Here is a 26,505-nt window from a genome sequence, read left to right on the forward strand (position 1 = left end):
GCTCTGGACCCCTGCTTTCGCAGGAGAACATGCATAGTTGCTCGAAGGGGATAAGCGCCAAGTGCGTTCGCCAGCGGCGCAACAGAGGGCTTTGACAGGCGTAGCCGGATCGGATGCGCCTTATGCCACTGCGCTGATGCCGCCGGTGCGACGGAACAGCTGGCGGGCTTCTTCGGCGGGCATGGGGCGGCCGAAGAAATAGCCCTGAATCTTCGTGCAGCCAAGCGCATTGACCATATCGACTTCGGCTTCGGTCTCCACGCCTTCGGCCGTGGTCGCCATGCCCAGGCTGTCAGCCAGCGCGACGACCGCGCGCACGATGGCCAGTGCCTCCGGCACATTTTTCGCGGCGTTGACGACGAAGCTGCGGTCGATCTTGATCGTCGTGAACTTCGTGCGGCTGAGGTAGCCGAGCGAGGAATAGCCGGTGCCAAAATCGTCGAGCGACAGCCGGATGCCCAGCCCGAGCAGCTGATCAAGCACCTGCGTTGCAACCGTGCCTTCGCGCATGAATACGCTTTCGGTCACTTCCAGCTCCAGCCGGTGCGCAGGCAGGCCGCTTTGCGCGAGCGCGGAAATGACGCAGGCGACGAACTGATGATTGTGCAGCTGTTCGGCGGACACATTGACGGCAACGCGAATGTCGGACGGCCAGTGCATCGCTTCCTGACAGGCCGTGCGCAGCACCCATTCGCCGATCGGGGCGATCAGCCGTGCATCCTCCGCCACGGGAATGAACTTGGCGGGCGAAATGGCGCCCATTTCCGGGTGCGTCCAGCGCACCAGCGTCTCGAACCCTTCGCAGGCGCCGGTGCGCGCATTGACGACGGGCTGATAGACGACGTGAAGCTGGTCTTTCTCCAGCGCCTCGCGCAGCGCGATTTCGAGCGTGCGGCGTTCCTCCGCATGAATATGCAGCTTCGGCTCATACTGGCAATGGATGCCGCCGCCTTCGTCCTTGGCGCGATAAAGCGCAAGGTCGGCACTGCGGATGAGGGTTTCGGTGCTGCTGCCGTCGCGCGGGGCCATGGCGGAGCCGACCGACGCGCCGATATAGAGCAGATTGTCGTCCACATCATAAGGCTGCGACAGAATGTCGATGACGGTGTTGGCAAGCTGGGCGATGCGGACCGGATCGCCGAAATCGCGCATGACGATGGCGAACTCGTCGCCGCCGATGCGGCCGCAGGTCTCATGCGGACCGCAGATTTCGATGAGGCGCGCAGCAACCTGTTCCAGCAGCTTGTCGCCGACCTGATGCCCCAGCGTGTCGTTGACGCTCTTGAACCGGTCGAGATCGACCATCAGGAAGGCGCAGCGGCTGTTCCATTTCATCACCGCATCGATAGCGGTGGCCAGCGCCTCGCTCAGTTGCAGGCGGTTGGGCAAGTTGGTGAGCGGATCGAAGCGGGCGAGCTGCGCGATCCGGTTGGCGCTTTCGCGCTGCTCCGTCACGTCCGAGCCGACACCGCGAAAACCGATATAGTCGCCCTGATCGCTGTAGCGGGGTGAAGCGGACAGCTCCAGCCAGTGTGTTTCCTGCCCCACTTCCACCGGCAGGACGACATTGCTGAAACTTTCGCGGCGCTTCAGCCGCTCCGCCAGATCGCGCAGGACCGGCGTGAAATCACCCGTTTCCCAGTCCCGCCCGGCGAGGATCTGAAGCAGCGGCTTCCCTTCAAGATCGGCGGGTGTGACGCCCATCGTGGCGGCGAAGCGCGGGGAGACGCCCGTGATGCGGCGCAGGCTGTCGGTCTGCCAAAGCCAGTCGGACCCGCTGTCCTCATATTCGCGCAGCAGCAGGCTCACGACTTCGCGCTTGTCCGCCAGCTCGGTATTGGTGCCGAGCTGACGCCCGAAGGCACGGGCATGCTTGAGACTGCCGATCAGCAGCACAAGCGCATAGCTGGCGGCGAGCAGCGGCAGATGTAGCCCATAGCTGCGTTCGAACAACAGTACCGCGCCTGACCCGGCGGCCAGCAGGAAGCCCACGGAAGCAAGTGGCAATGCCGAATAGGTGACGGCGGCCCCGACCATCAGGCAGCTTGCCAACGTCCACAGGGCAATCAGCGCGGCGGCATCTAGCGCGGGTGGAAACAGCAGCATCGCCGCCAGCCACAACAGGCCCTGCGCGCCCACCAGCGCGCCCTGCCCCAATATGTCGCGCCGCCCGACCTGCGCATAATCGCTGTGCAGGCGCAGGCGGCTGCCATGCAGTTGCAGCAGCATCAGGCCGAAGGACACGGCGCTCCAGCCTGCGAGCAGCCATTGGGGCACGCGCGATCCAAAGACGTTCCATACGAACAGCAGCGCAAACAGATGCAGCACGAACTGGATGCCGTGCAGCCGGTCGGCCGATTCGAGCTGGGCGCGATAATGCTGCGCGCCGGTGCCGACGCGCACCGGCGCAAGGCCCATCATCATCGGCAGGGACAATATGTCGCCGACGGAATCGGGGGATCGGGATGGTTCAACACTCACCCCCCATCCCTGCCACAGGCGAAGTTAGCAATGCGTTAGCGGCGCCGCGATTCCGTGTACGAAAAGGATCGCCCGGCTTAGGCGTCAGGCGGCGATATCATAGGGCCGAATCTCGCCCGACAGATAGAGGTTGCGCGCTTTCGACCGGCTGAGCTTGCCCGAGCTGGTGCGCGGCAGGGTGCGCGGCGGCACAAGTTCGACGACGCAGTTCATGCCGGTGATCGCACGTACCCGCTCGCGGATTTCATTGCGCAGGCGCGACCGCTCGTCATTGTCCGAAGTGCGGCAGTGCACGAGTACGGCGGGCGCTTCCTCCCCGCCCGGCGTGGTGATCGCGAAGGCGGCGATATCGCCCTGTTTGAAACCGGGAAGCTGCTCGACTGCCCATTCGATATCCTGCGGCCAGTGATTCTTGCCGTTGATGATGATCATATCCTTGGCGCGGCCGACGATGTAGAGATAACCATCGGACAGATAGCCCATGTCGCCGGTATCCAGCCAGCCATCGACGAGACAGGCGGCGGTCGCCTGCGGATCGCGGAAATAGCCGGTCATCAGCGACGGGCCGGTGGTCCACACCTTGCCGATCTGCCGCTCCCGCAGGGGGCTGCCATCTTCGTCGCGGATCTGGACGATCATGTCCTTGGCGGGCTTGCCGCAATTGACGATTGCGCGGAACCGCTGCGGGCGGCCCTCGGCGGCGGACCCGCCGGACAGATCGGTTTCCTCGACCAGTTCCACCACGATCCCTTCGCCCGGCGGCATGATGGTAACGGCCAGAGTCGCTTCGGCAAGGCCATAGCTGGGCAGGAAAGCCGTGGGCGAGAAACCGGCATCGGCAAAGGCGTCGACGAAGCTCTGCATCACATCCGGGCGGATCATGTCCGCGCCATTGCCGGCCAGACGCCAGCGGGACAGGTCGAAACGGTCGGCGGCCTTCGTCTGGCTCGACATCCGCCGCGCGCAGATATCATAGCCGAAGGTCGGCGAGTAGCTGATCGAAGTGCCTTCGTTCCGGCTGATGAGATCGAGCCAGGCGAGCGGTCGGCGGGCGAAATCCTCCGTCTTCATGTAATCGGCCGACACCTGATTGGCGACGGGCGAGAGGAAGCAGCCGACCAGGCCCATGTCGTGATACCAGGGAAGCCAGCTTATGCAGCGATCGCTGTCCTGCACTTCCATGCCGTGGCTGTGCGCGGACAGATTGCTGAGCAGCGCCTTGTGCGTCACCGCGACACCATGCGGGAAACGCGTCGATCCGCTGGAATATTGCAGATAGGCGATGTCGTCGCTCGCGGCCGGCGGCAGGGCGCAGGGTGCTGCCTCACGAGCGATGAAAGCATCATAGGCCATCGGCTCGACCGCCCGCTGGCGCGCGGCCTCGCTTGCCATGTCGGCCAGTTCGGCAGGGAAGAACAGCATGGCGGGGTCGCTGCTGGAAAGCTGGACGATCAACTGGTCGATATAGCTTTCCTTGCCGCCAAAGCTGGTGGGCAGCGGCAGCGGGACAGGCCAGGCACCGGCATAGACGATGCCGAAGAACATCTGCGCAAACTCCGGCCCCGTTTCCGCGATCAGCGCGATCCGGTCCTGCGGCTGCACACCATGCGCGATCAGACGATAGGCGCAGGCAAGCGCATCGGCGCGCAATTCGGCATAAGGATAGGCCCGCGCCAGATTGCCACGCGGATCATGAAAATTGAGGCCGCGTTTTCCCTGTGCCGCATAGTCGAGCGCGGCACCCAATGTCTCGAAATCGGAGAGGCGCCGAGGCAGAGCGTCATCGGTCGGCGTGGGGATCAAACTGGTCTGCGAACCCGTCATATTGGTGTCACCCAATGCTATCATCCTGATTTAGCGGTCAAACGCCCTGTTATGTTTATGGGACGTCGAACCGCTTATGGCATAACATGCGCTTGTAGCGCACAAGGCGCGTTCAAAATCCGGCCCGACTGTGGCACAAACATGGCGCGTGACACTCTCCCCTCCCCCCGATCGCGGCAGAAAACCGCGCCCGCCGCTCGATCCGGCGCGGTTGCGCGACCTGGCGCTGCACTATGTCGGCCGCTTCGCGACGACCCGGGCGAAGCTCGAAGCCTATCTTCAGCGCAAGGTCCGCGAACGGGGGTGGGACGGCCCGATGCCGCCGGATATCGCCGGTCTTGGGGCGCAATGCGTCGATCTAGGCTATATCGACGATGCGGGCTATGCCGCCATGAAGGCGGGCGCGCTGACGCGGCGCGGCTTTGGAACGCGGCGGGTGCGCGCGGCGTTGCGGGCGGCAGGCGTGGAGGAGGCGGACGGCGCAGCGGCGCTCGACAATGCCGCCGCCGAACGCTGGGCCGCGGCGGAGGCTCTGGCCAAGCGCAAGCGGATTGGCCCCTTTGCCGATGCGCCGGTGCCGCGCGACCGGCGCAACAAGCAGATTGCAGCCTTTCTGCGCGCAGGCCATGACCATGCCATGGCGCGCCGATGGATCGATGCCCAGCCCGGAGAGATACCCGATCGTGAAGACTAGACTATCATGCCTTGCCGCATTGCTGCTGGTTGCCGCCTGTTCGGACAAGGCACCGCCGGCCGAAAGTGCGGCCGCGCAATCCGCCCCCGCCGGTACGCTGCCGCTGGTCATCAACAGCGGCGGGAAGGCGCATCGCCTGACGGTCGAGGCGGCAATCACGCCCGAGCAGCAGGCACAGGGCCTGATGTTCCGCACCAGCCTGCCTGCCGACGGCGGCATGCTGTTCCCCATGACCCCGCCGCGCACCGCCAGTTTCTGGATGAAGAACACGGTCATTCCGCTCGACATGCTGTTCATCCGCACCGACGGCAGCATCGCCATGATTGCGGCGAACACGACGCCTTATGCGCGCGAGCCGGTTTCGGCGGGCATTCCAGTGGCGGCGGTGCTCGAGCTGCGCGGCGGGCGCGCGGCGGAACTGGACGTGAAGGAAGGGGACCGGGTCGCCTGGGGCGCCTGCGCGGTGCCGGAGGTAAATGTGGAGGCATCGTTGCAGGCCGTCGCTTTCTGCCCCTGAACGCTGGTGAGCACGGCATGCGCCATATCGCTGTAGAGGCGACAGGCCAACGCAAGGGGATAAGGCGGCCCGATCCGAACGCCCGCAGGGGCGAAGGCCATGCGGTTCTGCGCGGCGCGGAGCTGAACCAGTGCCGCATGATGGCGTGACGCAAGGCCTATGCCCGGCCCGGAGCGCCGCCATGCTTCGGCCGCACAGTAGACGCGCCGCATCCGTCGCGCACCACTGGCGAGCGCCACGATGTCGACCAGGAATATATCCAGCTCTCGCAGGCCGTTGCCCATCACCCGGCACGGCATCGGCCGATCGCCGCGCGCGGCCGCCGCATCCCTGCCAAGGAACGCGGCGGCGCGCGCCAGTTGCGCCACCAATGTTTCGAGGCTGGCGTTTTCCGCCACAGGCCGTGCGTGGATCACCGCAGCTTGGCGATCTTGATACCGTCCGCCTTGGCGCGGTCCTTCACCGACTCCTCGCTGCGGGTCAGCGCCTTGGCAATGGCCTTCATCGCCATGCCCTTGGCCGCGAGGGTCCGCAGCTTGGCCAGTTCCTCCGACGTCCATGGCTGGCGATGCCGTTCGAAACGTTCGCCCATCAGCCGATCTCCTGAAATGAAAAAGGGCGATCCCGGTGAGGACCGCCCTTTGCAAGGTTGAAATATTCCCGAAATCAACGCTTCGAGAACTGGAAGCTCTTGCGGGCCTTGGCCTTGCCATACTTCTTGCGCTCTACCGCGCGGCTGTCGCGGGTGAGGAAGCCTTCGGCCTTCACGGCACTGCGCAGGGCAGGCTCATATTTGGTCAGCGCCTGGCTGATGCCATGCTTGACCGCACCGGCCTGGCCCGAAAGGCCACCGCCCTTGACGGTTGCGATAACATCATAGGAACCGACGCGATCGGTGACGCTGAACGGCTGATTGATGACCAGACGCAGGGTCGGACGGGCGAAATAGATTTCCTGATCGCGGCCGTTGACGGTGACCTTGCCCGAGCCGGGCTTGATCCAGACGCGGGCGACGGCATCTTTGCGGCGGCCGGTCGCATAGGCACGGCCCAGCGCGTCGATTTCCTGCTGGCGCAGCGGCATCGTCGGCGCGGCGGGCTGAACCGGCGCGGCGGTTTCAGCCGAAGCGGCGGCCGGTGCAGCCGCGACGGGCGCAGCGGCGGTCAGGTCCGCGAGATCGGACAGGGACTGGCGGTTATCGGACATTATGCACCCACCTTGTTCTTGCGGTTCCGTTCGCCCAGATCGAGCACTTCGGGGTTCTGGGCTTCATGCGGATGCTCGGCACCGGCGAACACGCGCAGGTTGCGCATCTGCTGACGACCCAGCGGGCCACGCGGGATCATGCGTTCGATCGCCTTTTCCAGCACACGCTCGGGGAAACGACCGGCCAGCACCTTGGCAGGCGTCGTTTCCTTGATGCCGCCGGCATAGCCGGTGTGCTTGTAGTAGATCTTGTCGGTCAGCTTCTTGCCGGTGAACTTCACCTTGCCCGCGTTGATGATGATGACATTGTCACCACAATCGATGTGCGGGGTGTAGCTCGGCTTGTGCTTGCCGCGCAGAATATTGGCGACGATCGACGCAGCCCGGCCGACAACCAGCCCTTCCGCGTCAATCAATACCCATTTCTTGTCGACCGTGGCCGGGGTCGCCGACTTGGTCGTCTTCATCAGCGCCTTCATGGGCCGAATCTCCTGTTGAATAGCATCCTTCCCGCCTATCCGGCGGTCGGGGGATGCGCGCTAATGACGGGGAGGACCCGATAAGTCAAGGCTTCGGGCCACTTTCCTGACGGGTATTATGATACCATCACTCGGACATCGGTGCCAAGAGGCGCGTTTCGCGGACCGAACGCCCGGGCTGTTCGACGTCGCGTCCGGCGCGCAGGACGAGACCGGTGGCATCGTCCACGACATAGTGCGCAGTGAGACCACGGGCCTCGTCCGCCTCGCTGAAACGGCTCGTGCCCGCGTCGATGCCCTGCTCGCGCCGCATCGACGCCAGCGGGATGCCTGACGCGAAAAGCATCAGCGGCTGCACGTCGCCCGCCAGCACGGCGAGACGACCCGCCGGGTCGAGCCGCTCCAGATGCGCGAACGCGGCTTGCCTGGCGTCGCTTTCACCCGATAGCGCCAGCAGCGCCCGCTGCCCCTGCATGAAGGCTGTCCATACCGCATCCAGATTGTCGATGGCGATCACCCGGCCGCTGCCGTCGATGCGCAGATGCTGTGCCATGCCGACCATCGGCGACAGGGCCGCGCGATAGCGTGCCAGGGCATCGGCCGGCGCGTCGCCCGTCATGCTGTGCAGCACAACCGTCATGCGATAGCCGTCGCGATCCGGCGTGAAGCGCAGGTGGCGGACGCTTTCAAAATGCTGCTGTGCTTTGCCCGTCCCGATGCGCTGCGAAACCCGATAGGCGAGTGGCTGGTCGACCGGCGGCGCAAAGCGGATGGCGGGAACGGGGGATTGTGCCAGCCCGGCGGGCGGTGGCGCACTATTCAGGAGGCCGATCAGCGCCAGACCGGCAACAGTCCGCCTCACCGCTTGCGCGCGCCGATCGCATGGGCCGCCCAAGCCGTGCTGGCAACAACCAGCGCGCCCACCGCCTGATGCAGCGCGGCAAGCGGCAGGGCCACACCGCTCAGCACGGTGGCGATACCCAGCAGCACTTGCGTGCCGACGCTGGCATTGAGGGCGACCGAAGCGCCACGCGCCCCTGCCCGCTTCGCCCGGCGTGCGAGCAGAATGAGGACAAGCGCCGTCGCCAGCGCCCACCAGCGGTGAATGAAGTGAATGAGGAAGGGATCGTTGCTGATCGTGCCCCACGCCGACCCGAACCATTGTACGCCCGCAGGGTAGAAATGGTCATTCATCAGCGGCCAGGTGCTGGCGACGGCACCGGCATTCAGACCGGCGGTATAGGCCCCGAACAGAAGCTGCGCAAAAAGCACGAGCACGGCGACACACGCAAAACCGGTGAGCCGCGATGTCCGCGCGCGCGTGTCCGCCGCCTGGGTCAAAAGATCGCGGGCCGTCCATACCAGCCCGCCCAGCACGAACAGCGCCGTCAGCAAGTGCACAGCCAGCCGATAATGGCTGACATCGGTCCGCTCCGACAGGCCCGATTGCACCATCCACCAACCGATCGCCCCCTGCAACCCGCCCAGCATAAGGAGCGCGAACAGGCGCGGGCCATAGCCTGCCGGAATCGCGCGCTGCCATGCGAACCACAGCAGCGGCAGGGCAAAGGCGAGGCCGATCACCCGCCCCAGCAACCGGTGCGCCCATTCCCAGAAAAAGATGAACTGGAAATCGCCCATGGTCATGCCGTTGTTGATTTCCCGATATTCAGGGATCTGCTGATATTTGCGGAATGCCTCGGCCCAGTCAGCTGCGGTGAGCGGCGGCAGTGCGCCGGTGATCGGCTTCCATTCGGTGATCGAGAGGCCCGATTCGGTCAGGCGCGTAATGCCGCCCACCAGGACCATGGCGAAGACGAGCGCAGCCACCGCCAGCAGCCATGCGGCAATCGCGCGATGGCGGGGGCGCTGGGCGGTTGACCGCGGCGCTGCGAACGGGCTGAAGGATACGGCCATAGGGCGCTATTGCGCCGCTGCGCGCGCGGTTTCAAGCGGCTTTTGGCCGGTCTGCCGCGATGCCCCGTTCATACCAGCCGCGCGAACGCTTCACCAGCGCAACCACCGACAGCATGACAGGCACCTCGACCAGCACACCGACGACCGTTGCCAACGCCGCACCGGACTCCAGCCCGAACAGCGCGATCGCCGCCGCTACCGCCAGCTCGAAGAAATTGGACGCGCCGATCAGGGCCGAGGGTGCCGCGACACACCACGCCACGCCGAAGCGGCGCCCAAGCCAATAGGCCAGGCCCGCATTGAAATAGACCTGCACCAGAATGGGTATGGCGAGCAACGCAATGACCAGCGGACGCGCCACGATCTGCTGCCCCTGAAAACCGAACAGGAGCACAAGCGTCGCCAGCAGCGCGACGAGCGAAACGGGGCCGAGGCGCGCAAGCAGGCGATCGAGCGCCGCCTGTCCGCCGCGTGCCATCAAGGCACCGCGCACGACCTGCGCGACCATGACGGGCACGACAATGTAGATGAGCACCGAGAGCAGCAGCGTGTCCCATGGCACGCTGATCGCGGCGACACCCAGCAGCAGGCCGACGATCGGCGCAAAGGCGACCACCATGATGAGATCGTTGAGCGCGACCTGCCCCAGCGTATAGGCAGGATCGCCTTCGCACAGGTTGGACCAGACGAAGACCATGGCCGTGCAGGGCGCCGCCGCCAGCAGGATCAGCCCGGCGATATAGGATGACACCTGCCCCGCCGGCAGCCAGGGCGCGAACAGCCAGCCGATGAAAAAGGCCGCGAGCGCCGCCATCGAGAAAGGCTTGACCGCCCAGTTGATGAAGAGGGTGATCCCGACGCCCTTCCAGTGCCGCCGCACGTCCGCCAGCCCGCGAAAATCGACCTTGAGCAGCATGGGCACGATCATCAGCCAGACGAGCGCCGCGACGATCAGGTTGACGCGCGCGACCTCCGCCGTGGCAATCAGCGCGAAGACCTGCGGAAAGACTGTGCCCAGGATGATGCCGACGCCGATGCAGAGGGCAACCCACAAGGTCAGATAGCGTTCGAACAGAGTCACGGCACGATCCGTTCGCCATGTTCGTCGATCACCGCTTCTCCGTCTTCCTTGGCAAAGGCACCACGCTGGGGCGCGGACAATATCTCCAGCACCGTTTCGGACGGGCGGCACAGCCGCACACCCAGCGGGGTGACGACGAACGGCCGGTTGATGAGCAGCGGATGCGCGAGCATCGCATCGATCAGCGCCGCGTCCGGCAAGGCGGGGTCATCCAGCCCCAGTTCCGCATAGGGCGTGCCCTTTTCGCGCAGCGCCTCGCGCGGGGTCAGCCCCGCGCGCGCAAGCAGGTCGAGCAGCATGACGCGGCTGGGCGGATTGTCCCGATAGAGAATGACATGCGGCTCGATACCGGCATTGCGAATCAGTGCCAGAGTGTTGCGCGACGTGCCGCAATCGGGGTTGTGATAGAGGATGACGTCGATCGGGGCGGCGGTTTCGGCCATGTGCAGGCTCCATGGTCAGACGAGATGGGCAAAGGGGAACAAGAGGCGGCTCAGGCCGGGGGTGCGGTCGCGCAGGCCGTCAGCGCATCGCGAATCGGCAGGCACAGATCGACATGGCCGCTGCAGCAATCACGCAGCAGATACAGCGTCAGCGCCCGTATCTGGTCGAGAACCGCGTGATAAACGATGAAGCGCCCGTGCCGCTCCGCCCGGATCAGGCCCGCGCACGTCAATATGGCAAGATGGGTGGAGAGCGTGTTGGGCTGCACCCCCGCCATCCGGGCGATCTCGCCCGCAGGCAGCCCGTCGGGCACATGCCGCACCAACAACCGGAAAACCGCCAGGCGCGTATCCTGCGCCAGCGCGCCGAAACCCTCTATGGCCGCTGCGTCATCCATATTTCGATATTAGCCGATATATCGAAATGAGCAACGAGAATTGTGAAATCGCGACATCGCGATATGTGATGTTGTATCTTCCCTCTGATACGCCTATGGGACGGGAACCATGCTGTTGTCATTGCGTAGCGCCCTCGCGAGAGGCTCTCTGGACCGGGTTGCGGTCGCCTTGTCCGGGCTGTGCGCCGCGCATTGCATCGTGACGGCGCTTGTGCTGGGCGTACTGGCGTCGGCGGGCGGCATTTTCGATAATCCGCTATTCCATGAGGTCGGCCTGGTCATTGCGATTGTGCTGGGTGGGGTCGCGCTGGGCCATGGCGCGATGAAGCACGGGTTCATGATCCCCGCCGCGATCGGCGCGCTGGGCCTGGGCGTGATGGCGGGCGCATTGTCGATGGATCACGGGCTGGAAGAAAGCCTCTACACCCTGATCGGCGTTGCCATATTGGCGCTGGGCCATGATCTCAATCATCGCGCCGGGCATTAGACTTCGCTCGCTTTTGATGGAATAAAAAGCGCGGTCTAATTCTTTCTTTTACCGTGATTTCCGGGCCGTGAAGCGTTCCATTTCACTCGAAATCACTCCAGTCGTTTCGCTATCGTTTTTTCTGCGATCCTAACGCTTGAAATTGGCGCGGATTACGCCATTTTCACAAGGCCAAGAGCAGTGTAGGGAACTTTGGACATCTTCGGGAGTCGTGAGACGGGCGGTGTCCAGGAACCGGCAGAAAGCCATAGGAGCGAGGAATGCAGCGTATTTCTACCAAGGCGTTTGGACGTATGACTTTGGGCCTGGCGGTTTCCGCCCTCGCCCTTGCCGCTTGTTCCGAGAAGAAAAGCGAAACCCCTGAAACAGCGCAGACGGCACCGACCGAAGCAGCAGCGCCTGCCGCCAACACCAGCGCCGCAGCACCTGCCGCCGCCGGCAAGCCCGCTCCCGACAATGTCGATACCGTGAGCGGCGCGAAGTTCGCCGATTTCACCGGCGACGCGGCGAAGGGCGAAAAGGAATTCGCCGTCTGCAAGACATGCCATGCCGTCGAAGCCGGCGTGAACAAGATTGGGCCGTCGCTCAACAAGCTGGTCGGCCGCGCCGCCGGTACGGTTGCGGGATACAGCTATTCCCCCGCCAACAAGAACAGCGGCATCACCTGGTCGCAGGAAAAGCTGTTCCAGTATCTGGAAAATCCGCAGCGCGTGGTGCCCGGCACGAAGATGGCCTTCGCGGGCATCCCCGATGCCCAGAAGCGCGCGGATGTGATTGCCTATCTCGCCAGCCAATAAGGGCGGCGCTCTGCACATCGGAAGGCCCGGCAGCAATGCCGGGCCTTTTTTGCTGGCGGCGACAGGGTCGCTTTCTATCCACTGCCGGTAATGCGGCCATGGCGGTATCGGACGCTTCACCGATCGCGGCGCAGATCCGCAAGATGCAGCGGAAAGGAAGCGAGCAACGCGGCGGCAATCCATGGCCAGGCCATCCCCATCAGCGCGAAACGCAGCGCGACCAGCATGAGCGCGCCCGGCCCGAGCCGCAGCAGGGTGGCCGCGACCGTCCAGCGCGCGCGCAGGATCAACCACAGCGCCTCGATTGCGATCACGAGAAGCACGATATCGACGGCCCGTCCGCTGGCGAACAGATCGTGCATTATGGCCGCATCAGCCGAACGGGCCGTTCAGCCGCACGATCGTCATGTTGAGATAGCCCGCGAACGTCACCCAGCAGATATAGGGCACGAGCATCAGCGCCGCCGCCATCGAACGCGGCCAGGTGACGAGGATCAGCGATCCCACCGAAAGCCACAGCAATAGCACTTCGAACAAGGCCCAATCGGGGCGATGGAAGCGGAAGAACAGCAGGCTCCACAAAATGTTGAGAAAGCCGTTGAGCGCGAACAGCCCGATCAGCCGGTTCGCCTCCTGCCGTGTCCGTGTGGCGTGCCAGCCAGTCACGGCCGCCAGCGCCGCGAGCGCATAGATGATTGTCCAGCCGATCCCGTAGACGGCATCGGGCGGTGCCCAGCGCGGCAGCACCAAGCTGCGATACCAGGGGCCGATATCGGTGACCGTCGCGCCGAGAAACGCCACCGCCGACGCGAAAAAAGCGGCAATCAGTATCGGAAACAGCCAGCGCGTCATTGCGGTACGGTCGCCGGCCCCATTCCCAGCAGGTGCCGCATGTCGCTGAGGAAGATGCGGACATGGGCCATCGGCCGCTTGCGCACCAGTTCCTTGTTCATATAGGCGTCCCACGTCAGTTGCTGCACATCGGGATCCTTGCACATCGTGACGAACCGTTCGCGCCGCTTGTCGCTCGAATACCAGAAATACTGCATGATCCCCAATATCCAGAACACCCGGCCATGCGCCTTCATGAAGCGCCGACGCGCGTGGCGCAAGGCACTCGCCTTGCCCGTTGACAGATAGGCGTCGATCGCCTGCGCGGCGCAGCGCCCGCCGAACATGGCATAATAAATGCCTTCGCCCGAAGCCGGGGCGACGACCCCCGCGGCGTCACCGGTGACCAGCAGGTCCCGGCCGTTGTCCCAGCGTTTCAGTGGCTTCAGCGGAATCGGCGCGCCTTCGCAGCGGATCGTCTCACAGGCATCCAGGCCCGTCTGTTGGCGCAGCCGGGCGACGGCGTCGCGCAGGTCGAAGCCTTTGTTGGCGCTGCCCACGCCGATGCTGGCGGTGTCCCCATGCGGGAAAATCCAGGCATAGAAATCGGGCGAGAGCTTTCCTTGATAGAAAACGTCGCACCGGTCCGGGTCGAAATCGGCGGCCGCCGCGAGCACCGGCGCGGGGGCGCGGATGATTTCATGATAGGCAAAGACACATTTCACGCGCTCCGCCTCCGGCAGTTCGGCGCGTGCGACGCCCGATCGCGCGCCGTCCGCGCCGATCACGCTGCGGGTGCGCAAGCGCAGTTCCGGCCCGCCGCGCTGCTCGCGGTAGATCACGCTGATGCGGCCATCGGCATCGCGCTCGATCCGCTCGAACGTGCCGCGGCGACGCTCAGCCCCGTGGGATTCGGCACGGACCCGCAGCCATTCGTCGAACATGTCGCGATCGACCATGCCGACGAACCCCTTGCCGACCGGCATGTCGACGGCAACGTCCGACGGGGAGATCATCCGCGCCGATGTCGCATGCGCGACCAGCAGGTGATCGGGAATGGCGAAGTCGCGAATGAGGCGCGGCGGAATGGCACCGCCGCAGGGCTTTATCCGCCCGGCCTTGTCGAGCAGGGCGACACTGCGCCCCATCTGCGCCAGATCGTCCGCTGCGGTCGCGCCGGACGGCCCACCGCCGATCACGACCACATCATAGTCGCGCATTTCCGTCATGTCGCCATCTCCCCGGCCAGGATCGAAGAAGGTCGCGACACTGCCCGCGCGACGTGAAGAGCCAGCCATGCCGCTGCCAGAAACAGCAGCGCCTCGGCACCGAATACCAGTGTGAAGGCACGTTCGGTCGATCCGCCCAGCGCGCGGACGGCATCCACGGCAAGCGCCCCGGTCAGCCCGCCCGTGCCGAAGGCGATCGCCTGCGCCGCGCCCCATACGCCCATGCGAACGCCCTCGCGCGGGCCGCGTTCGACAGAACTGCCTGCGCCCGCCAGCGCCATCATGGTGCCGATCGCAGCGACCGCGAACACCCCGTTGGCAAAGCCGAGCAGCATGACATTGGCGCGCAGCGGCCAGTCCATGCCGACGCGAGCCGCGACCGCCAGCCCGAGCAGCGCCGCCGCCGATCCGATACAGCCCGCAAACGTCCAGCGTCGCAGCGCGGCGGGCGTGCGCCCGCCCAGGAGGCTGCCGCCAATGCCGACCAGCAGCATGCCCGCCAGTACGCCGCCATGCTGCGCGCCCGACAATTGCGTCGATTGCCCCGGCGTCAGGCCGAAGACGAGACCCGCGAACGGCTCCAGGATCAGATCCTGCATCGAATAGGCCAGCATGGAGAGAAAGATGAACAGCGTGAATCGCCGCGCCTCCGTATCGCCCAGGATTTCGGCAAGAGCGGCGCGAAACGATACGGAAGGGGCTTCGCGTGGCGCGGCGACGGCAGGACTGCCGCCCTCGACGCCCCAGATAGCGGCGACGGACAGCAGGAATGCGCCGAGCGCGACGCCACCGGACACCATCGCCAGCCGTTCGAGCGAGAAGGGGTCGATGAGGCTGCCCGCGACCCCGGCGGTGATGACGATGCCCGCGATCATCATGATCCAGGTGATCGATGCCGCCGCCGCCCGCCGTTCGGGCGCGACACGCGTGGCGAGAAGCGCCAGAAGCGACGTGCCCGCCGCGCCCACGCCCGCACCGATCATCGTGAAAGCCAGCACGAGCAGCGCATAGCCAGTCGCGACCGCGCCGCCCGCCAGCATCGCCAGCGCATCGACCGCGAGCAGCGCGCCCAGCGCCAATATCCCCATGCCCATGATGATCCAGGGCGTCCGCTGCGTCCCCCTGTCCGACCGGTGGCCCCAGGCCGGACGCGAAAGCTGCACCGCATAATGCCAGGCGACGAGACCGGCGGGCAAGGCTACCGGCAGCGCATATTCGACGACCATCACCCGGTTGAGCAACGATGTCGCCAGCATGACGATCGCACCGATCGCGCTTTGCACCAGCCCCATGCGGACGATACCGAACCAGCCCAGCCCGCGCGAACGCTCCATGTCATGTCCTCTTGCCATCATAGTCCCCATGCGCCGCCAAGACCGAAGGCCGATGCCAGCATGCCGAAGACGTAGAGCGTCGTGCCGGTCGCATTGTACCAGGGCGTATGCTTGAGCGGATCGCCGAGCAGACGGACCATCAGGCCCAGTTGCCCCAGCAGCAGCAGCCCGACGATGATCCCGACGGCCATATGCCCCCATTGCCACAGCAGCGCGACCACCACGACCTGCGGCACCGCCATCACCACGCAGGCGATCCGCGCCGCCGGGTCCACGCCCAGAACGGCGGGCAGCGACCGGATACCCATCGCCCGATCGCCTTCCACAGCCTTGAAATCATTGAGCGTCATGATGCCATAGGCCCCGATGCTGTAGAGCGTGAGAATGACGAGGACGGGCGCGGACGGGAGCGCCCCGGCCATCACCGCCGCCCCGGTAAACCATGTCAGCCCTTCATAGGTGAGCGCCACGACGGCGGGACCCCACAGGCCGCTTTTCTTGAGACGGAGCGGCGGGGCGCTATAGGCCCAGGCGCACAGAACGCCGAGCGTCGTCGCCGCCAGCACCCAGGGGCCGGTCAGCGCCGCGAGCAGCAGCGAAAGCAGCGAACCGACGATCGCGATGCGCAAGCCCCACGTGCCACCGATGCGACCCGACGGAATAGGGCGTTTCGGCTCGTTGATGGCATCGACATGCCGGTCGAACCAGTCATTGACCGCCTGGCTGGTGCCGCACACCAGCGGCCCGGTGAGCAACACGCCCGCGATGAAAAAGGGCCAGCGTTCGGCAATCGGCGCGCCGGACGACACCACGCCGCACATGAACGCCCACATCGGTGGAAACCAGGTGATCGGCTTGAGCAGTTCGAGCACGTCGCGCGGCGCGGGAATCGGCACCCTGTGCGTTGTGGAGACAGCTTCGGCCATGGGTGCAGGCTATGCCTGACACTTCCAACCGTCAAATGAAATTGACAGTTATTTTCCGTTGCAAAGCGGCTTGCGCGACGGTCGGCTGCGCGTCACTCCGGCGAGGCGATCAAATTGCCCAGGCCATGGCGATGCAGCTTCGAATATAGGCTCTGGCGGCTCAGCCCGAGAATCTCCGCGGCCGATGCGCGATTGTCCGACGTGAAGGTCAACGCCGCCTCGATGCACAGCCGCTCGATCAGATCGGTACTTTCGCGCACGATGTCCTTGAGCGGCATCCGACCCACCAACTCGGTCAACTGATCGACCGAGCGCGGCAGATCCAGTTCGGCAGGGGCAGTGTCGCGTACCCGGCGGCCGACATTGCGGATCGAAAAACCGAAATAGGGGCCGCTGTCCATCGGCGCCATAACGGCGGAGACTTCCACATCCTCCTGCCCTCCCGCCGCGCCGCGCACGATGGTCGCGACATTGCGGACGGAGCCATGGTCGCGCAGCTGCGCCGTGATGAGGTCGAGATCGATTCCCGGACGGCCCAGCCAGTTGCCGAGGCTTTCGCCGACGACGCGGTCCGCCATCGGCAGTTCGCTCATTTCGACAAAGGCTTCGTTCGCCGCGATGATCCGCAAATCGCCATCGGCCAGCACGAAGGCATCGGGCATTTTATCGATGATGTTGCCCATCATGACATCCTGTGCCGCCGCCGTGCTGGGTGCCGCGCACAAATCGAACCGGACCAGCACGAGTGCGGAGCGCCCCTGCCGAAAGAGTCGCGCGGAAAAACTGGCTTCCGCGCCGCTGTTGACCAGGCGGGCCACGACCGGGGGGACATCGTCCGCGACGGCGATCGCGCCGAGATGGGCGATGAAGGTTTCGCGATCGGCGGCTTCGAGGATGGCGGTGACCGGCTGATTGGCCAGCGCGCCCTGCTTGACACCCAGCAACCGCTCCGCCGCGCCATTGGCTTCGGTAATGCGGCGGCTGCTCGCATCGACGATGAGCACCGGTTCGGACGCCATGTCGAACAGCAGGCGATAGCGGGCCTCGGCCTGGCGCAGGCGTACGTAATCGCGCTCCAGCGACTGTTGCGCCTGAAGCAGACGCTGCTGGATGGCCGACGCGCTCAGCATGTCGCGACCGATGGCGATCGCGCGCCCGGCCGAACCCGCGCCGGACAGCAGATAGCGGATCGGGATGTCTCCCGCCGCCGTGGGATGGTTGACCTGCCGCCACTGCATCGCCGCGCCGTCCTCGCGATGGCTCAGCAATTCTTCTATCTTCATGCGGCTTTCGGTGCTGACCGTGTCGATCCACGCCCGACCGACCCAGTCGGCAAAGCCATATTTGAGCAATTCGGGGTTGGAGACGGCGCAATCCACGATAACCCCGTCCGCATCGAGCACGAACGCCACATCGCCCACGGAAGCCAGCAGCACCGAAGCGATGTCGCCGGACAGCAGGTCGGACAAGGCATCGGGTGACGCAAAGGCACTCGTCAGGGCGTGGGGATTATGCCTGTTCATCGACGGTGCGCTTTGCTCCTGGAGAGGCAACTAACTCAGTAGATTGCCTCCCGTTCCTGGGCTGCAACCAGTTCACTTGCAAGTTTCACGGCCAGGCTGGCATCTGCCGCCGTGCCGTCGGCACCTACCTCAACCGCCAATTCAGGATGTAGAACGAAGGCCGGGCCGCCGACCATGATACAAAGTTGCGGATTTCTGGAAACATTCCGCAATGAAGCAATAACCGACGGAAGCGCCCCGATATGGGAATCGGTTCCGATCGTCAATGCAACGATATCGAACCACTCCCCCGCAACGCGGCCGAGCAGGTCGCCCAGCGACACATCGACCGGACGATCCGTCGTCCAGCCGTTGCGCGAGAAGATTTCATCGAGCAGCAGACCGGCGAAACTATGCTGGTCGCCGGGCAAAGCGGTGATCATGATGCGGTGCCCGCCGCCACCCGACTGGCAGGCCGACGGCATGCGCGCGGATATTTCGTGGACGATTTCCTGCAGACGCCACAGACCCATGGTGACTTCCACGAAGTCGCAGCGGTCTTCCTCCCAATATTGGCCGAGCAGCCGCGCCGTGGGGGCGAGCAGCCGCGCCGTGGGGGCGAGCAGATCGAGCAGCAGCGTTTCGACCGATACGCCGCGGCCGAGCATGTTTTCCACCTGATCGAGCAATTCGGCGGCCTCGACGGACAAGGTCAGCGGCGCGAAGGCTTCCACTTCGGCAGATGTGATGGCATCGACGCCGGACATGAGGATGATGGGTTCGCCCTGCCCCGCGCCTTCGGTCGCGTGCGCGACGAGCAGCCGCGGAATGATTTCCGCCTCGATCAACTTGCTGATGCAGAAATCGTGATGATGGCTGGCGGCATGCTGCATGTCCTGCCTGAACGCGGCGTAACAATCGGATGCCCCCTGTCGCTGTCTGCGGCCTCTGGGCTGCACAGACTGTTGCGATCGCACGGCACCGATCATTGATGACATCCCGACTCTCCTCGTCGGCGGCAGCCTGATCGACTGCAAACCGGGATGTCCGCGTGACCCCCCGGCCGACTCGAATGCTATGCCTGTTAAGCGTCCTTGACAACAAAGAACGATGCCGCAGTGCAACATGTGTAAATTATTCTTGATGTCTAATTTAATTGACACTTTGTGCCCGCCTGACCTAGTCTCCCAAATATAAGGTAGCGGAGGCGCGAAAAGATGCGGTCGCAAGACGCAGGCACGGGAAGGGGAGAAAAGCGGAGAAATCCGCCACTCTACACACCCGAACAGCGGCGGCGGCGCGACGAGTCGGTATGGACCCTGGTGCAGGGCATATTGGCGCCGCTGCAGTTCCTCATCTTCCTTGTCAGCCTTGGCCTGGTGCTGCGCTATTTCGCGACGGGCGAAGGCGCGATGGCCGCGACCATCTCCATCATCGTCAAGACGATCGCGCTCTATGCGATCATGATTACCGGATCGATCTGGGAAAAGGTCGTGTTCGGCAAATGGCTGTTCGCCGAACCCTTCTGGTGGGAAGATCTGTTCAGCATGGTGGTGCTGGCGCTGCATGCGCTTTATGTCGCCGCGCTCGTCGGAGGCTGGTGGACCGAGCGTGACCGGATGCTGATCGCGCTTGCCGCCTACGCCGCTTATGCCGTCAACGCCACGCAGTTCCTGCTGAAGCTGCGGGCCGCCCGGCTGCAAACCGCATCAGACGATGCTCGCATGACGGCGGTGGCCGCATGACCCCGGCCCTGCCTCTCACCGCGCCTGCGGGCGGCGATTGTGCGCCCGTGCTGCGCGAAAGAAACGACTCCGACGTCCTGCGCGAGCGCGGACAGCGTGAAGTTTTCTGTGGCCTGACCGGCATCATCTGGCTGCATCGCAAGGTGCAGGACGCCTTTTTCCTGGTGGTCGGATCGCGCACCTGCGCGCATCTGCTGCAATCGGCGGCAGGCGTGATGGTGTTCGCCGAGCCGCGCTTCGGCACCGCGATCATCGAGGAACGTGACCTTGCGGGGATGGCCGATTGCAACGAGGAACTCGACCGGGTGGTCGATCGCCTGCTGACCCGGCGGCCGGACATCAAGCTGCTGTTCCTCGTCGGGTCTTGCCCTTCGGAAGTCATCAAGCTCGACCTGTCGCGCGCGGCGCAACGCCTTTCGGGCAAGCACAGCCCGAATGTCCGCGTCCTCAATTATTCGGGCAGCGGGATCGAGACGACCTTTACCGAAGGCGAGGACGCCTGCCTGGCCTCGCTTGTCCCCGTGCTGCCCGCCGAACCGGCCGGTGCCGCCCCGGCGCTGATGATCGTCGGCGCGCTGCCCGATGTGGTGGAGGACCAGTTCCTGCGTCTTTTTGCGCAGCTCGGCATCGGCCCGGTGCATTGCCTGCCCGCCCGCCGCGCCGCCGACCTTCCGCCGGTAGGGCCGAATACCCGCTTCCTGCTAGCGCAGCCTTTTCTGGGCGAAACCGCCCGATCGCTGGAAGATCGCGGCGCGCAGCGGCTCGACGCGCTGTTTCCCTTCGGCGCGGAAGGCACGACGCATTGGCTGCATGCCGCCGCGCAGGCGTTCGGCATCGACGAAATGCATTTCCGCAGCGTGATCGCGCCGGGCCGGGAACGCGCCAAGCGGGCCATCGACCATTGCCGCGAACGCCTGGCTGGCAAGCGCATCTTCTTCCTGCCCGACTCGCAGCTCGAAATCCCGCTCGCCCGTTTCCTGCATCAGGAACTGGGCATGGCACCGATCGAGGTCGGCACGCCCTATCTGCACCGCCGCCATATGGCGCAGGAACTGGCGCTGCTGCCGGCAGACACGGTCATCAGCGAAGGGCAGGACGTCGATCGCCAGCTCGACCGCGTACGCCTGGCACAGCCGGACCTGACGGTATGCGGCCTGGGCCTCGCCAATCCGCTGGAGGCCGAAGGGCTGACCACCAAATGGGCAATCGAGCTGGTGTTCTCGCCCATCCATGGCTTCGATCAGGCAGGCGACCTGGCCGAATTGTTCGCCCGGCCGCTGCGCCGCCGCGACATGTTGAGGGTCTGACGCGATGCAACTGACCGTCTGGACATATGAAGGCCCGCCGCATGTCGGGGCGATGCGGATCGCCACCGCGATGAAGGGCCTGCATTATGTGCTGCACGCTCCGCAGGGCGACACCTATGCCGATTTGCTGTTCACGATGATCGAGCGGCGCGGCCATCGCCCGCCCGTCACCTACACGACATTTCAGGCGCGCGATCTGGGCAAGGATACCGCGCACCTGTTCCAGTCCGCCGCGCGCGACGCCTATGACCGCTATCAACCACAGGCGATGATCGTCGGCGCATCCTGCACCGCCGAGCTGATCCAGGACGATCCTGCCGGATTGTCCGAGGCGATGCGCCTGCCGATCCCGGTGATCCCGCTCGAATTGCCGAGCTATCAGCGCAAGGAAAACTGGGGCGCGGCGGAAACCTTCTATCAGATCGTGCGGAAGCTGGCGGACAAGGACGTGCGCCCGGCGGCGCGCGAGGGCCGCCGCCCGCGCGCCAATCTGATCGGGCCGACGGCCCTCGGCTTCCGCCATCGCGACGACATCATCGAAATTACCCGGCTGCTCGACAGCATGGGCATCGACGTGCATCTGACCGCGCCGCTGGGGGCATCCCCCGCCGACATCGCGCAGATCGGCGCGGCGGATTTCAACGTCCTGCTCTATCCCGAAATCGGCGATACGGCGGTACGCTGGCTGGAAAAGACGTTCGGGCAAAAGACCGTGCGCACGGTGCCGATCGGCCATGGCGCGACGCGCGACTTCATCGCCGAAGTCGCAGCCGTTGCAGGCGTCGACCCGGCACTGGCGCTCGATACGTCGCATATGCCCTGGTGGAGCCGCTCGGTCGATTCGACCTATCTGACATCCAAGCGTGTGTTCATCTTCGGCGACGCGACGCATGCCATTGCCGCCGCGCGCGTCGCCCGCGACGAGCTGGGCTTCGAAGTCGTGGGCCTGGGCTGCTACAACCGCGAGTTCGCCCGCGACCTGCGCGATGCGGCGAAACTTTATGGCGTCGAGCCGCTCATCACCGACGATTATCTGGAAGTCGAGGACGCAATTGCCGCCCTGCAGCCCGAGCTGGTGCTGGGCACGCAGATGGAGCGTCATATCGCCAAGCGGCTGCGCATCCCCTGCGCCGTCATCTCCGCGCCCGTGCATGTGCAGGATTTTCCCGCGCGCTACAGCCCGCAAATGGGTTTTGAAGGCGCGAACGTGCTGTTCGACAGCTGGGTGCATCCGCTGGTCATGGGGCTGGAAGAGCATCTGCTGACCATGTTCCGCGACGATTTCGAGTTCAGCGACAGCGCCGGGGCCAGCCATCTGGGCCATGGCCATGCGGCGCCGACTGCCCCCTCCCCGTTCGTGCCGAGCGACGTCGAGGGACAGGCCGCAAATACTGCGCAAGGTGTCTCGACTTCGCTCGACACGAACGGATCGGTAGAAACCATCGCTGAACCCGAAGGCTGGTCGGCCGAGGCCGAAAAAGAACTGATGAAAATACCCTTCTTCGTTCGGGGGAAGGCGCGCCGCAATACGGAGCGTTTCGCCGCCGAGCAGGGCCTTTCCGCTATCACGCTGGAAACGCTGTACGATGCGAAGGCCCATTATGCGCGCTGAAACGCTCCCTTCCGGCGCCCCGGTGCGTGTCGTCATCGTCACGCTGGACAATCACCTGTCGGGCGCGGTGCGCCGCGCGGAACGCCAGTTTGCGCAAGCGGGCCTGAACATCAGCATCGGATTCCACGCTGCGGCCGACTGGGAGGAAAAGCCCGAAACGCTGGCCGCCGCCCGCGCCGACATTGCGCAGGGCGATATCATCCTGGCGACGATGCTGTTCATCGAGGATCATATTCAGGCGGTGCTGCCCGATCTGCTGGCGCGCCGCGCGCACTGCGACGCGATGATCGGCATGATGTCCGGCACGGAAATCGTGAAGCTGACGCGCATGGGCGATTACAGCATGGACAAGCCCGCCACCGGCGTGCTGGCCATGATCAAGAAGCTGCGCGGCACCGGCAAGCCCGGCGCAAGTTCCGGCAAGGGACAGATGGCGATGCTGCGCCGCCTGCCCAAGATGCTGCGGTTCATTCCCGGCACGGCGCAGGATGTCCGCGCCTATTTTCTCACCCTGCAATATTGGCTGGCGGGCAGCGACGACAATATGGTCGACCTGATCCGCGCGCTCATCACCCGCTATGCCGACGGCCCGCGCCGCGCGCTGCGCGGCACGGTGAAGGCGATCGCCCCGCGCGACTATCCCGAAGTCGGCGTGTTCCACCCGTCCATCAAGGGACGGATCGGCAAGCTGGTGAGCGACCTGCCGGTGCGGCGCAACGCCACCGGCTCGGTCGGCCTGCTGATGCTGCGCTCTTATATTCTCGCCAAGGACACCGGCCATTATGAAGGGGTGATTGCGGCGCTGGAAGCGCGCGGCCTCAACGTCATTCCCGCCTTCACCGGCGGCCTCGACGGGCGCCCCGCGATCGAGACATTGTTCATGCGCGACGGGCGCGCCACCGTCGACGCGGTCATCAACCTGACCGGGTTCAGCCTGGTCGGCGGCCCCGCCTATAACGACGCTGCCGCGGCCGAGGAAATCCTCGCCCGCCTCGACCGGCCCTATATCGCCGCGCATCCGGTGGAGTTCCAGACGCTGCAAGGCTGGGGCGCGAACCGTCAGGGGCTGTTGCCGCTCGAATCGACGCTGATGATTGCCATTCCCGAGCTGGACGGCGGCGCGGTGCCGATGGTGTTCGGCGGCCGGTCCGACGGGTCGGAGGCCCCCTGCACCGGCTGCGCGCGGGGCTGCACATTCCCGGCGGGCAACGGCGTCCGCGCGATGCAGCCGTGCAGCGAACGCGCCGACATGCTGGCCGCCCGCGTGCTCAAGATGATTGAGATGCGCCACGCCGATCAGGCCGAACGGCGAGTCGCCATCGTCCTCTTCAACTTTCCGCCCAATGCCGGGGCGGCCGGGACCGCACAATTTCTCTCTGTGTTCGAGTCGCTGCACGCGACGCTGCGCCGCCTGTCCGACGAAGGCTATGCCGTCGATGTTCCCGCAAGCGTCGATGCCTTGCGCGATGCGGTGCTGGTCGGCAACGCCGCCCGTTACGGCAGCGACACCAACGTCCATGCGCGCGTGTCCGCCGACCATATCGTCGCCAGCGAACCCTATCTCGCCGAAATCGAAAGCCAGTGGGGCCCCGCCCCCGGCCGCATCCAGGCGGACAGCAGCAGCGTCCATATCCTGGGCGCGCGCTTTGGCAATGTGTTCGTCGGCATCCAGCCCGCGCTGGGCATCGAAGGCGATCCGATGCGCCTGATGTTCCAGGGCCGCTACGCCCCGACCCATGCCTTCGCCGCCTTCTACCGCTGGCTGCGCGAGGACTTTCGCGCGCATGCGGTGCTGCATTTCGGCACGCACGGCAGCCTTGAGTTCATGCCCGGCAAGCAGACCGGCATGACCGCGCTATGCTGGCCCGACCGGATGATCGCCGATCTGCCCAACATCTACCTTTATGCCGCCAACAATCCTTCCGAAGGCGTATTGGCCAAGCGCCGGTCGGGCGCGACGCTCATCAGCTATCTGACCCCCGCGCTCACGCAATCCGGCGTATACAAGGGCCTCGCCGACCTGAAAGCCACGGTCGATCGCTGGCGCGCCGCCGATCCCGACGGCGAGGACATCGCAACGCTGGCGGAGATCATCGCCGATCAGGCCGAAGCAATGGACCTGGACGGCAGCGACATCGCCGCGCTCGCCGCCCGGCTGTATGAAATCGAGCGCGAACTGATCCCGCAGGGGCTGCATGTCGCAGGTGCCGCCGCCAGCCGCGAAGAGCGCATCGACATGCTGCTCGCCACTGCCAGCGCGCGCGAAACGCCAATCGACACCGCGACGGCGACGGCGCTGGTTGACGGGCTGATCGCCGCCGACACGCCCCTGCTCACGGAACTGGCCGCACTCAATGTCGCGCTCTCGCGCAACGGCGAGCTGGACGGGATCGTGAAGGCGCTGGACGGCCGCTACATCCGGCCCGTTTCCGGCGGCGACATATTGCGCACGCCGGACATACTGCCGACCGGCCGCAACATTCACGGCTTCGATCCCTTCCGCATCCCCTCTGCCTATGCCATGCATGACGGCGCGGCGCAGGCGCAGCGGCTGCTCGATCGCAGCATCGCCGATGCGGGCCATCTGCCTGAAACCGTCGCCATGGTCCTGTGGGGCACGGACAATCTGAAGAGCGAAGGCGCGCAGGTGGCGCAGGCGATGGCGCTAATGGGCGCACGCCCGCGCTTCGACGGTTACAGCCGCCTGGCTGGCGCAGAGCTGATCCCGCTCGCAGAACTCGGCCGCCCGCGCATCGACGTGATCGCGACTCTCTCGGGCGTGTTCCGCGATCTCATGCCGCTCCAGACGCGGATGCTGGCGCAGGCGGCGCTGCTGGCTTCGCAAGCTGACGAGCCGGTGGAGATGAACTTCATCCGCAAGCATACGCTGGCGCATCAGGGCGAGCATGGCTGCGACATCGCTACGGCGGCGCTGCGCGTGTTCTCCAATGCCGAAGGGGCCTATGGCGCGAACGTCAACCTGATGATCGACACCGGCGTATGGTCCGATCCCGACGAACTGGCCGATAGCTTCGAGCGGCAGAAGGGCTATGCCTATGGCGTGTCGGGCGCGCCGGTGCGCCAGGCGGCGATCCTCTCGTCCGCGCTCAAAACCGTCGATTGCGCTTATCAGAACCTTGAATCGGTCGAACTGGGCATCACCGCCATCGATCAATATGTCGATGCCTTGGGCGGCATCAGCCGCGCCGTGACCCGCGCCAAGGGTGGCGTCAATGCACCGGTCTACATCGGCGACCAGACGCAGGGTTCGGGCAAGGTGCGCAGTCTGCAGGAACAGGTCGCGCTGGAAACCCGCACCCGCATGCTCAACCCGGTCTGGACCGAAGGGCTGCTGCGCCACGGCTATGAAGGCGTCCGGCAGATCGAGGGGCATCTGACGACAACGCTCGGCTGGTCGGCGACCACCGGCGAAGTCGACCCCTGGGTCTATCAGCGGATCAGCGAAACCTATGTGCTCGACGCCGCCATGCGCGAGCGGATCGCCGCGCTCAATCCCAAGGCGTCGGCGCGCGTCGCCAACCGCCTGATCGAAGCATCGGACCGGAACTTCTGGTCGCCCGACGAAGCCACGCTGGCCGCGCTGCACGCCGCCAGCGACGAACTGGAAGACCGGCTGGAGGGGATCATCCCCCAGGCCGGATCGCAACATCACCTCGCGCAAGCGGCGGCATGAA

Annotated in this window: 26 protein-coding genes; 9 read left to right on the forward strand and 17 right to left on the reverse strand. The window is 65.2% G+C overall.

Annotation, left to right across the window (positions count from 1 at the left end; genetic code table 11):
- Window positions 1-120: 120 nt before the first annotated feature.
- Together ENE74_RS12660 and ENE74_RS12665 are read right to left on the reverse strand one after the other, a co-directional pair.
- Window positions 121-2,421: a putative bifunctional diguanylate cyclase/phosphodiesterase gene (locus ENE74_RS12660; protein WP_127691434.1), complete on the reverse strand. Its 2,301-nt coding sequence runs from the start codon at window positions 2,419-2,421 to the stop codon at window positions 121-123.
- A gap of 144 nt (window positions 2,422-2,565) precedes the next feature.
- Window positions 2,566-4,329, reverse strand: coding sequence for a fatty acyl-AMP ligase (locus ENE74_RS12665; protein ID WP_206517705.1), 1,764 nt, complete (start codon window positions 4,327-4,329; stop codon window positions 2,566-2,568).
- A 106-nt stretch (window positions 4,330-4,435) separates the two neighbouring features.
- Here ENE74_RS12665 and ENE74_RS12670 point away from each other — a divergent pair, with 106 nt between their 5' ends.
- From ENE74_RS12670 to ENE74_RS18670, 3 genes are read left to right on the forward strand one after another with little or no spacing between them, the layout of a single operon-like run.
- A complete protein-coding gene (locus ENE74_RS12670) occupies window positions 4,436-4,999 on the forward strand; it encodes a cytochrome c biogenesis protein ResB (RefSeq protein WP_241241982.1) in 564 nt (187 codons plus the stop codon).
- Window positions 4,938-5,516 (forward strand): DUF192 domain-containing protein, encoded by a 579-nt coding sequence (locus ENE74_RS12675; protein ID WP_420902594.1) that lies wholly within the window; start codon window positions 4,938-4,940, stop codon window positions 5,514-5,516. Before ENE74_RS12670 ends, ENE74_RS12675 begins: the two co-directional genes overlap by 62 nt.
- A gap of 17 nt (window positions 5,517-5,533) precedes the next feature.
- Complete coding sequence (locus ENE74_RS18670; protein ID WP_277601374.1) at window positions 5,534-5,665, forward strand: hypothetical protein; 132 nt, start codon at window positions 5,534-5,536, stop codon at window positions 5,663-5,665.
- Between the two features lie 263 nt (window positions 5,666-5,928).
- Here ENE74_RS18670 and ENE74_RS12680 read toward each other — a convergent pair whose 3' ends face one another.
- From ENE74_RS12680 to ENE74_RS12715, 8 genes are all read right to left on the reverse strand, one after another.
- Entirely contained in the window at window positions 5,929-6,111 is a 183-nt protein-coding gene (locus ENE74_RS12680; RefSeq protein ID WP_127691438.1) for a hypothetical protein, read from the reverse strand.
- Between the two features lie 71 nt (window positions 6,112-6,182).
- Entirely contained in the window at window positions 6,183-6,722 is a 540-nt protein-coding gene (rpsI, locus tag ENE74_RS12685) for a 30S ribosomal protein S9 (protein ID WP_127691297.1), read from the reverse strand.
- Window positions 6,722-7,201, reverse strand: coding sequence for a 50S ribosomal protein L13 (gene rplM, locus ENE74_RS12690; RefSeq protein ID WP_127691298.1), 480 nt, complete (start codon window positions 7,199-7,201; stop codon window positions 6,722-6,724). Before rplM ends, rpsI begins: the two co-directional genes overlap by 1 nt.
- A gap of 127 nt (window positions 7,202-7,328) precedes the next feature.
- Entirely contained in the window at window positions 7,329-8,063 is a 735-nt protein-coding gene (locus ENE74_RS12695) for a hypothetical protein (protein ID WP_127691299.1), read from the reverse strand.
- Window positions 8,060-9,118 (reverse strand): COX15/CtaA family protein, encoded by a 1,059-nt coding sequence (locus ENE74_RS12700; RefSeq protein WP_127691300.1) that lies wholly within the window; start codon window positions 9,116-9,118, stop codon window positions 8,060-8,062. Before ENE74_RS12700 ends, ENE74_RS12695 begins: the two co-directional genes overlap by 4 nt.
- A gap of 31 nt (window positions 9,119-9,149) precedes the next feature.
- Window positions 9,150-10,199 (reverse strand): ACR3 family arsenite efflux transporter, encoded by a 1,050-nt coding sequence (gene arsB, locus ENE74_RS12705; protein ID WP_206517707.1) that lies wholly within the window; start codon window positions 10,197-10,199, stop codon window positions 9,150-9,152.
- Complete coding sequence (gene arsC / locus ENE74_RS12710; RefSeq protein ID WP_206517708.1) at window positions 10,196-10,642, reverse strand: arsenate reductase (glutaredoxin); 447 nt, start codon at window positions 10,640-10,642, stop codon at window positions 10,196-10,198. The genes arsB and arsC overlap by 4 nt, the downstream gene beginning before the upstream one ends.
- A gap of 50 nt (window positions 10,643-10,692) precedes the next feature.
- A complete protein-coding gene (locus tag ENE74_RS12715; RefSeq protein WP_127691301.1) occupies window positions 10,693-11,040 on the reverse strand; it encodes an ArsR/SmtB family transcription factor in 348 nt (115 codons plus the stop codon).
- 109 nt (window positions 11,041-11,149) lie between these two features.
- Here ENE74_RS12715 and ENE74_RS12720 point away from each other — a divergent pair, with 109 nt between their 5' ends.
- Together ENE74_RS12720 and ENE74_RS12725 are read left to right on the forward strand one after the other, a co-directional pair.
- The gene (locus tag ENE74_RS12720; RefSeq protein ID WP_127691302.1) at window positions 11,150-11,527 is read left to right on the forward strand and encodes a MerC domain-containing protein; all 378 of its coding nucleotides are present in this window, start codon (window positions 11,150-11,152) and stop codon (window positions 11,525-11,527) included.
- A 293-nt stretch (window positions 11,528-11,820) separates the two neighbouring features.
- Window positions 11,821-12,324, forward strand: coding sequence for a c-type cytochrome (locus ENE74_RS12725; protein WP_127691303.1), 504 nt, complete (start codon window positions 11,821-11,823; stop codon window positions 12,322-12,324).
- 116 nt (window positions 12,325-12,440) lie between these two features.
- Here the strand turns inward: ENE74_RS12725 and ENE74_RS12730 are convergent, their stop codons facing one another.
- From ENE74_RS12730 to ENE74_RS12760, 7 genes are all read right to left on the reverse strand, one after another.
- The gene (locus ENE74_RS12730) at window positions 12,441-12,686 is read right to left on the reverse strand and encodes a hypothetical protein (protein WP_127691304.1); all 246 of its coding nucleotides are present in this window, start codon (window positions 12,684-12,686) and stop codon (window positions 12,441-12,443) included.
- Between the two features lie 10 nt (window positions 12,687-12,696).
- Window positions 12,697-13,176 (reverse strand): TspO/MBR family protein, encoded by a 480-nt coding sequence (locus ENE74_RS12735; RefSeq protein WP_206517709.1) that lies wholly within the window; start codon window positions 13,174-13,176, stop codon window positions 12,697-12,699.
- Entirely contained in the window at window positions 13,173-14,384 is a 1,212-nt protein-coding gene (locus ENE74_RS12740) for a geranylgeranyl diphosphate reductase (protein WP_127691305.1), read from the reverse strand. The genes ENE74_RS12735 and ENE74_RS12740 overlap by 4 nt, the downstream gene beginning before the upstream one ends.
- Complete coding sequence (locus tag ENE74_RS12745) at window positions 14,381-15,718, reverse strand: BCD family MFS transporter (protein ID WP_127691306.1); 1,338 nt, start codon at window positions 15,716-15,718, stop codon at window positions 14,381-14,383. The genes ENE74_RS12740 and ENE74_RS12745 overlap by 4 nt, the downstream gene beginning before the upstream one ends.
- A 17-nt stretch (window positions 15,719-15,735) precedes the next feature.
- On the reverse strand, window positions 15,736-16,644 hold the full coding sequence (gene chlG, locus ENE74_RS12750; protein ID WP_127691307.1) for a chlorophyll synthase ChlG: 909 nt from the start codon (window positions 16,642-16,644) through the stop codon (window positions 15,736-15,738).
- 92 nt (window positions 16,645-16,736) lie between these two features.
- On the reverse strand, window positions 16,737-18,167 hold the full coding sequence (ppsR, locus tag ENE74_RS12755) for a transcriptional regulator PpsR (protein ID WP_127691308.1): 1,431 nt from the start codon (window positions 18,165-18,167) through the stop codon (window positions 16,737-16,739).
- A 35-nt stretch (window positions 18,168-18,202) separates the two neighbouring features.
- Window positions 18,203-19,039: a cobalamin B12-binding domain-containing protein gene (locus ENE74_RS12760; protein WP_241241983.1), complete on the reverse strand. Its 837-nt coding sequence runs from the start codon at window positions 19,037-19,039 to the stop codon at window positions 18,203-18,205.
- Window positions 19,040-19,363: 324 nt separating this feature from the next.
- Between ENE74_RS12760 and bchF the strand changes: the two genes are divergently transcribed.
- From bchF to ENE74_RS12780, 4 genes are read left to right on the forward strand one after another with little or no spacing between them, the layout of a single operon-like run.
- Entirely contained in the window at window positions 19,364-19,891 is a 528-nt protein-coding gene (gene bchF / locus ENE74_RS12765) for a 2-vinyl bacteriochlorophyllide hydratase (RefSeq protein WP_127691309.1), read from the forward strand.
- Window positions 19,888-21,198 (forward strand): ferredoxin:protochlorophyllide reductase (ATP-dependent) subunit N, encoded by a 1,311-nt coding sequence (locus tag ENE74_RS12770; protein ID WP_127691310.1) that lies wholly within the window; start codon window positions 19,888-19,890, stop codon window positions 21,196-21,198. The genes bchF and ENE74_RS12770 overlap by 4 nt, the downstream gene beginning before the upstream one ends.
- Window positions 21,199-21,202: 4 nt before the next feature.
- Window positions 21,203-22,810: a ferredoxin:protochlorophyllide reductase (ATP-dependent) subunit B gene (bchB, locus tag ENE74_RS12775; RefSeq protein WP_127691311.1), complete on the forward strand. Its 1,608-nt coding sequence runs from the start codon at window positions 21,203-21,205 to the stop codon at window positions 22,808-22,810.
- A complete protein-coding gene (locus tag ENE74_RS12780; RefSeq protein ID WP_206517710.1) occupies window positions 22,800-26,504 on the forward strand; it encodes a magnesium chelatase subunit H in 3,705 nt (1,234 codons plus the stop codon). The genes bchB and ENE74_RS12780 overlap by 11 nt, the downstream gene beginning before the upstream one ends.
- Window position 26,505 lies beyond the last annotated feature (1 nt).

The organism is Sphingobium algorifonticola (assembly GCF_004005485.1).
Lineage (GTDB): Bacteria > Pseudomonadota > Alphaproteobacteria > Sphingomonadales > Sphingomonadaceae > Sphingobium > Sphingobium algorifonticola.

Bases quoted from the DNA above. Each gene is read 5' to 3' on its own strand.
- ENE74_RS12660 (WP_127691434.1), bottom strand. From the start codon at position 2,421: ATGATGGGCCTTGCGCCGGTGCGCGTCGGCACCGGCGCGCAGCATTAT.
- ENE74_RS12665 (WP_206517705.1), bottom strand. From the start codon at position 4,329: ATGATAGCATTGGGTGACACCAATATGACGGGTTCGCAGACCAGTTTG.
- ENE74_RS12675 (WP_420902594.1), top strand. From the start codon at position 4,938: ATGCCATGGCGCGCCGATGGATCGATGCCCAGCCCGGAGAGATACCCG.
- ENE74_RS18670 (WP_277601374.1), top strand. From the start codon at position 5,534: ATGCGCCATATCGCTGTAGAGGCGACAGGCCAACGCAAGGGGATAAGG.
- rpsI (WP_127691297.1), bottom strand. From the start codon at position 6,722: ATGTCCGATAACCGCCAGTCCCTGTCCGATCTCGCGGACCTGACCGCC.
- rplM (WP_127691298.1), bottom strand. From the start codon at position 7,201: ATGAAGGCGCTGATGAAGACGACCAAGTCGGCGACCCCGGCCACGGTC.
- ENE74_RS12700 (WP_127691300.1), bottom strand. From the start codon at position 9,118: ATGGCCGTATCCTTCAGCCCGTTCGCAGCGCCGCGGTCAACCGCCCAG.
- arsC (WP_206517708.1), bottom strand. From the start codon at position 10,642: ATGGCCGAAACCGCCGCCCCGATCGACGTCATCCTCTATCACAACCCC.
- ENE74_RS12715 (WP_127691301.1), bottom strand. From the start codon at position 11,040: ATGGATGACGCAGCGGCCATAGAGGGTTTCGGCGCGCTGGCGCAGGAT.
- ENE74_RS12720 (WP_127691302.1), top strand. From the start codon at position 11,150: ATGCTGTTGTCATTGCGTAGCGCCCTCGCGAGAGGCTCTCTGGACCGG.
- ENE74_RS12725 (WP_127691303.1), top strand. From the start codon at position 11,821: ATGACTTTGGGCCTGGCGGTTTCCGCCCTCGCCCTTGCCGCTTGTTCC.
- ENE74_RS12730 (WP_127691304.1), bottom strand. From the start codon at position 12,686: ATGCACGATCTGTTCGCCAGCGGACGGGCCGTCGATATCGTGCTTCTC.
- ENE74_RS12735 (WP_206517709.1), bottom strand. From the start codon at position 13,176: ATGACGCGCTGGCTGTTTCCGATACTGATTGCCGCTTTTTTCGCGTCG.
- ENE74_RS12740 (WP_127691305.1), bottom strand. From the start codon at position 14,384: ATGACGGAAATGCGCGACTATGATGTGGTCGTGATCGGCGGTGGGCCG.
- ENE74_RS12745 (WP_127691306.1), bottom strand. From the start codon at position 15,718: ATGGAGCGTTCGCGCGGGCTGGGCTGGTTCGGTATCGTCCGCATGGGG.
- chlG (WP_127691307.1), bottom strand. From the start codon at position 16,644: ATGGCCGAAGCTGTCTCCACAACGCACAGGGTGCCGATTCCCGCGCCG.
- ppsR (WP_127691308.1), bottom strand. From the start codon at position 18,167: ATGAACAGGCATAATCCCCACGCCCTGACGAGTGCCTTTGCGTCACCC.
- ENE74_RS12760 (WP_241241983.1), bottom strand. From the start codon at position 19,039: ATGCAGCATGCCGCCAGCCATCATCACGATTTCTGCATCAGCAAGTTG.
- bchF (WP_127691309.1), top strand. From the start codon at position 19,364: ATGCGGTCGCAAGACGCAGGCACGGGAAGGGGAGAAAAGCGGAGAAAT.
- ENE74_RS12770 (WP_127691310.1), top strand. From the start codon at position 19,888: ATGACCCCGGCCCTGCCTCTCACCGCGCCTGCGGGCGGCGATTGTGCG.
- bchB (WP_127691311.1), top strand. From the start codon at position 21,203: ATGCAACTGACCGTCTGGACATATGAAGGCCCGCCGCATGTCGGGGCG.
- ENE74_RS12780 (WP_206517710.1), top strand. From the start codon at position 22,800: ATGCGCGCTGAAACGCTCCCTTCCGGCGCCCCGGTGCGTGTCGTCATC.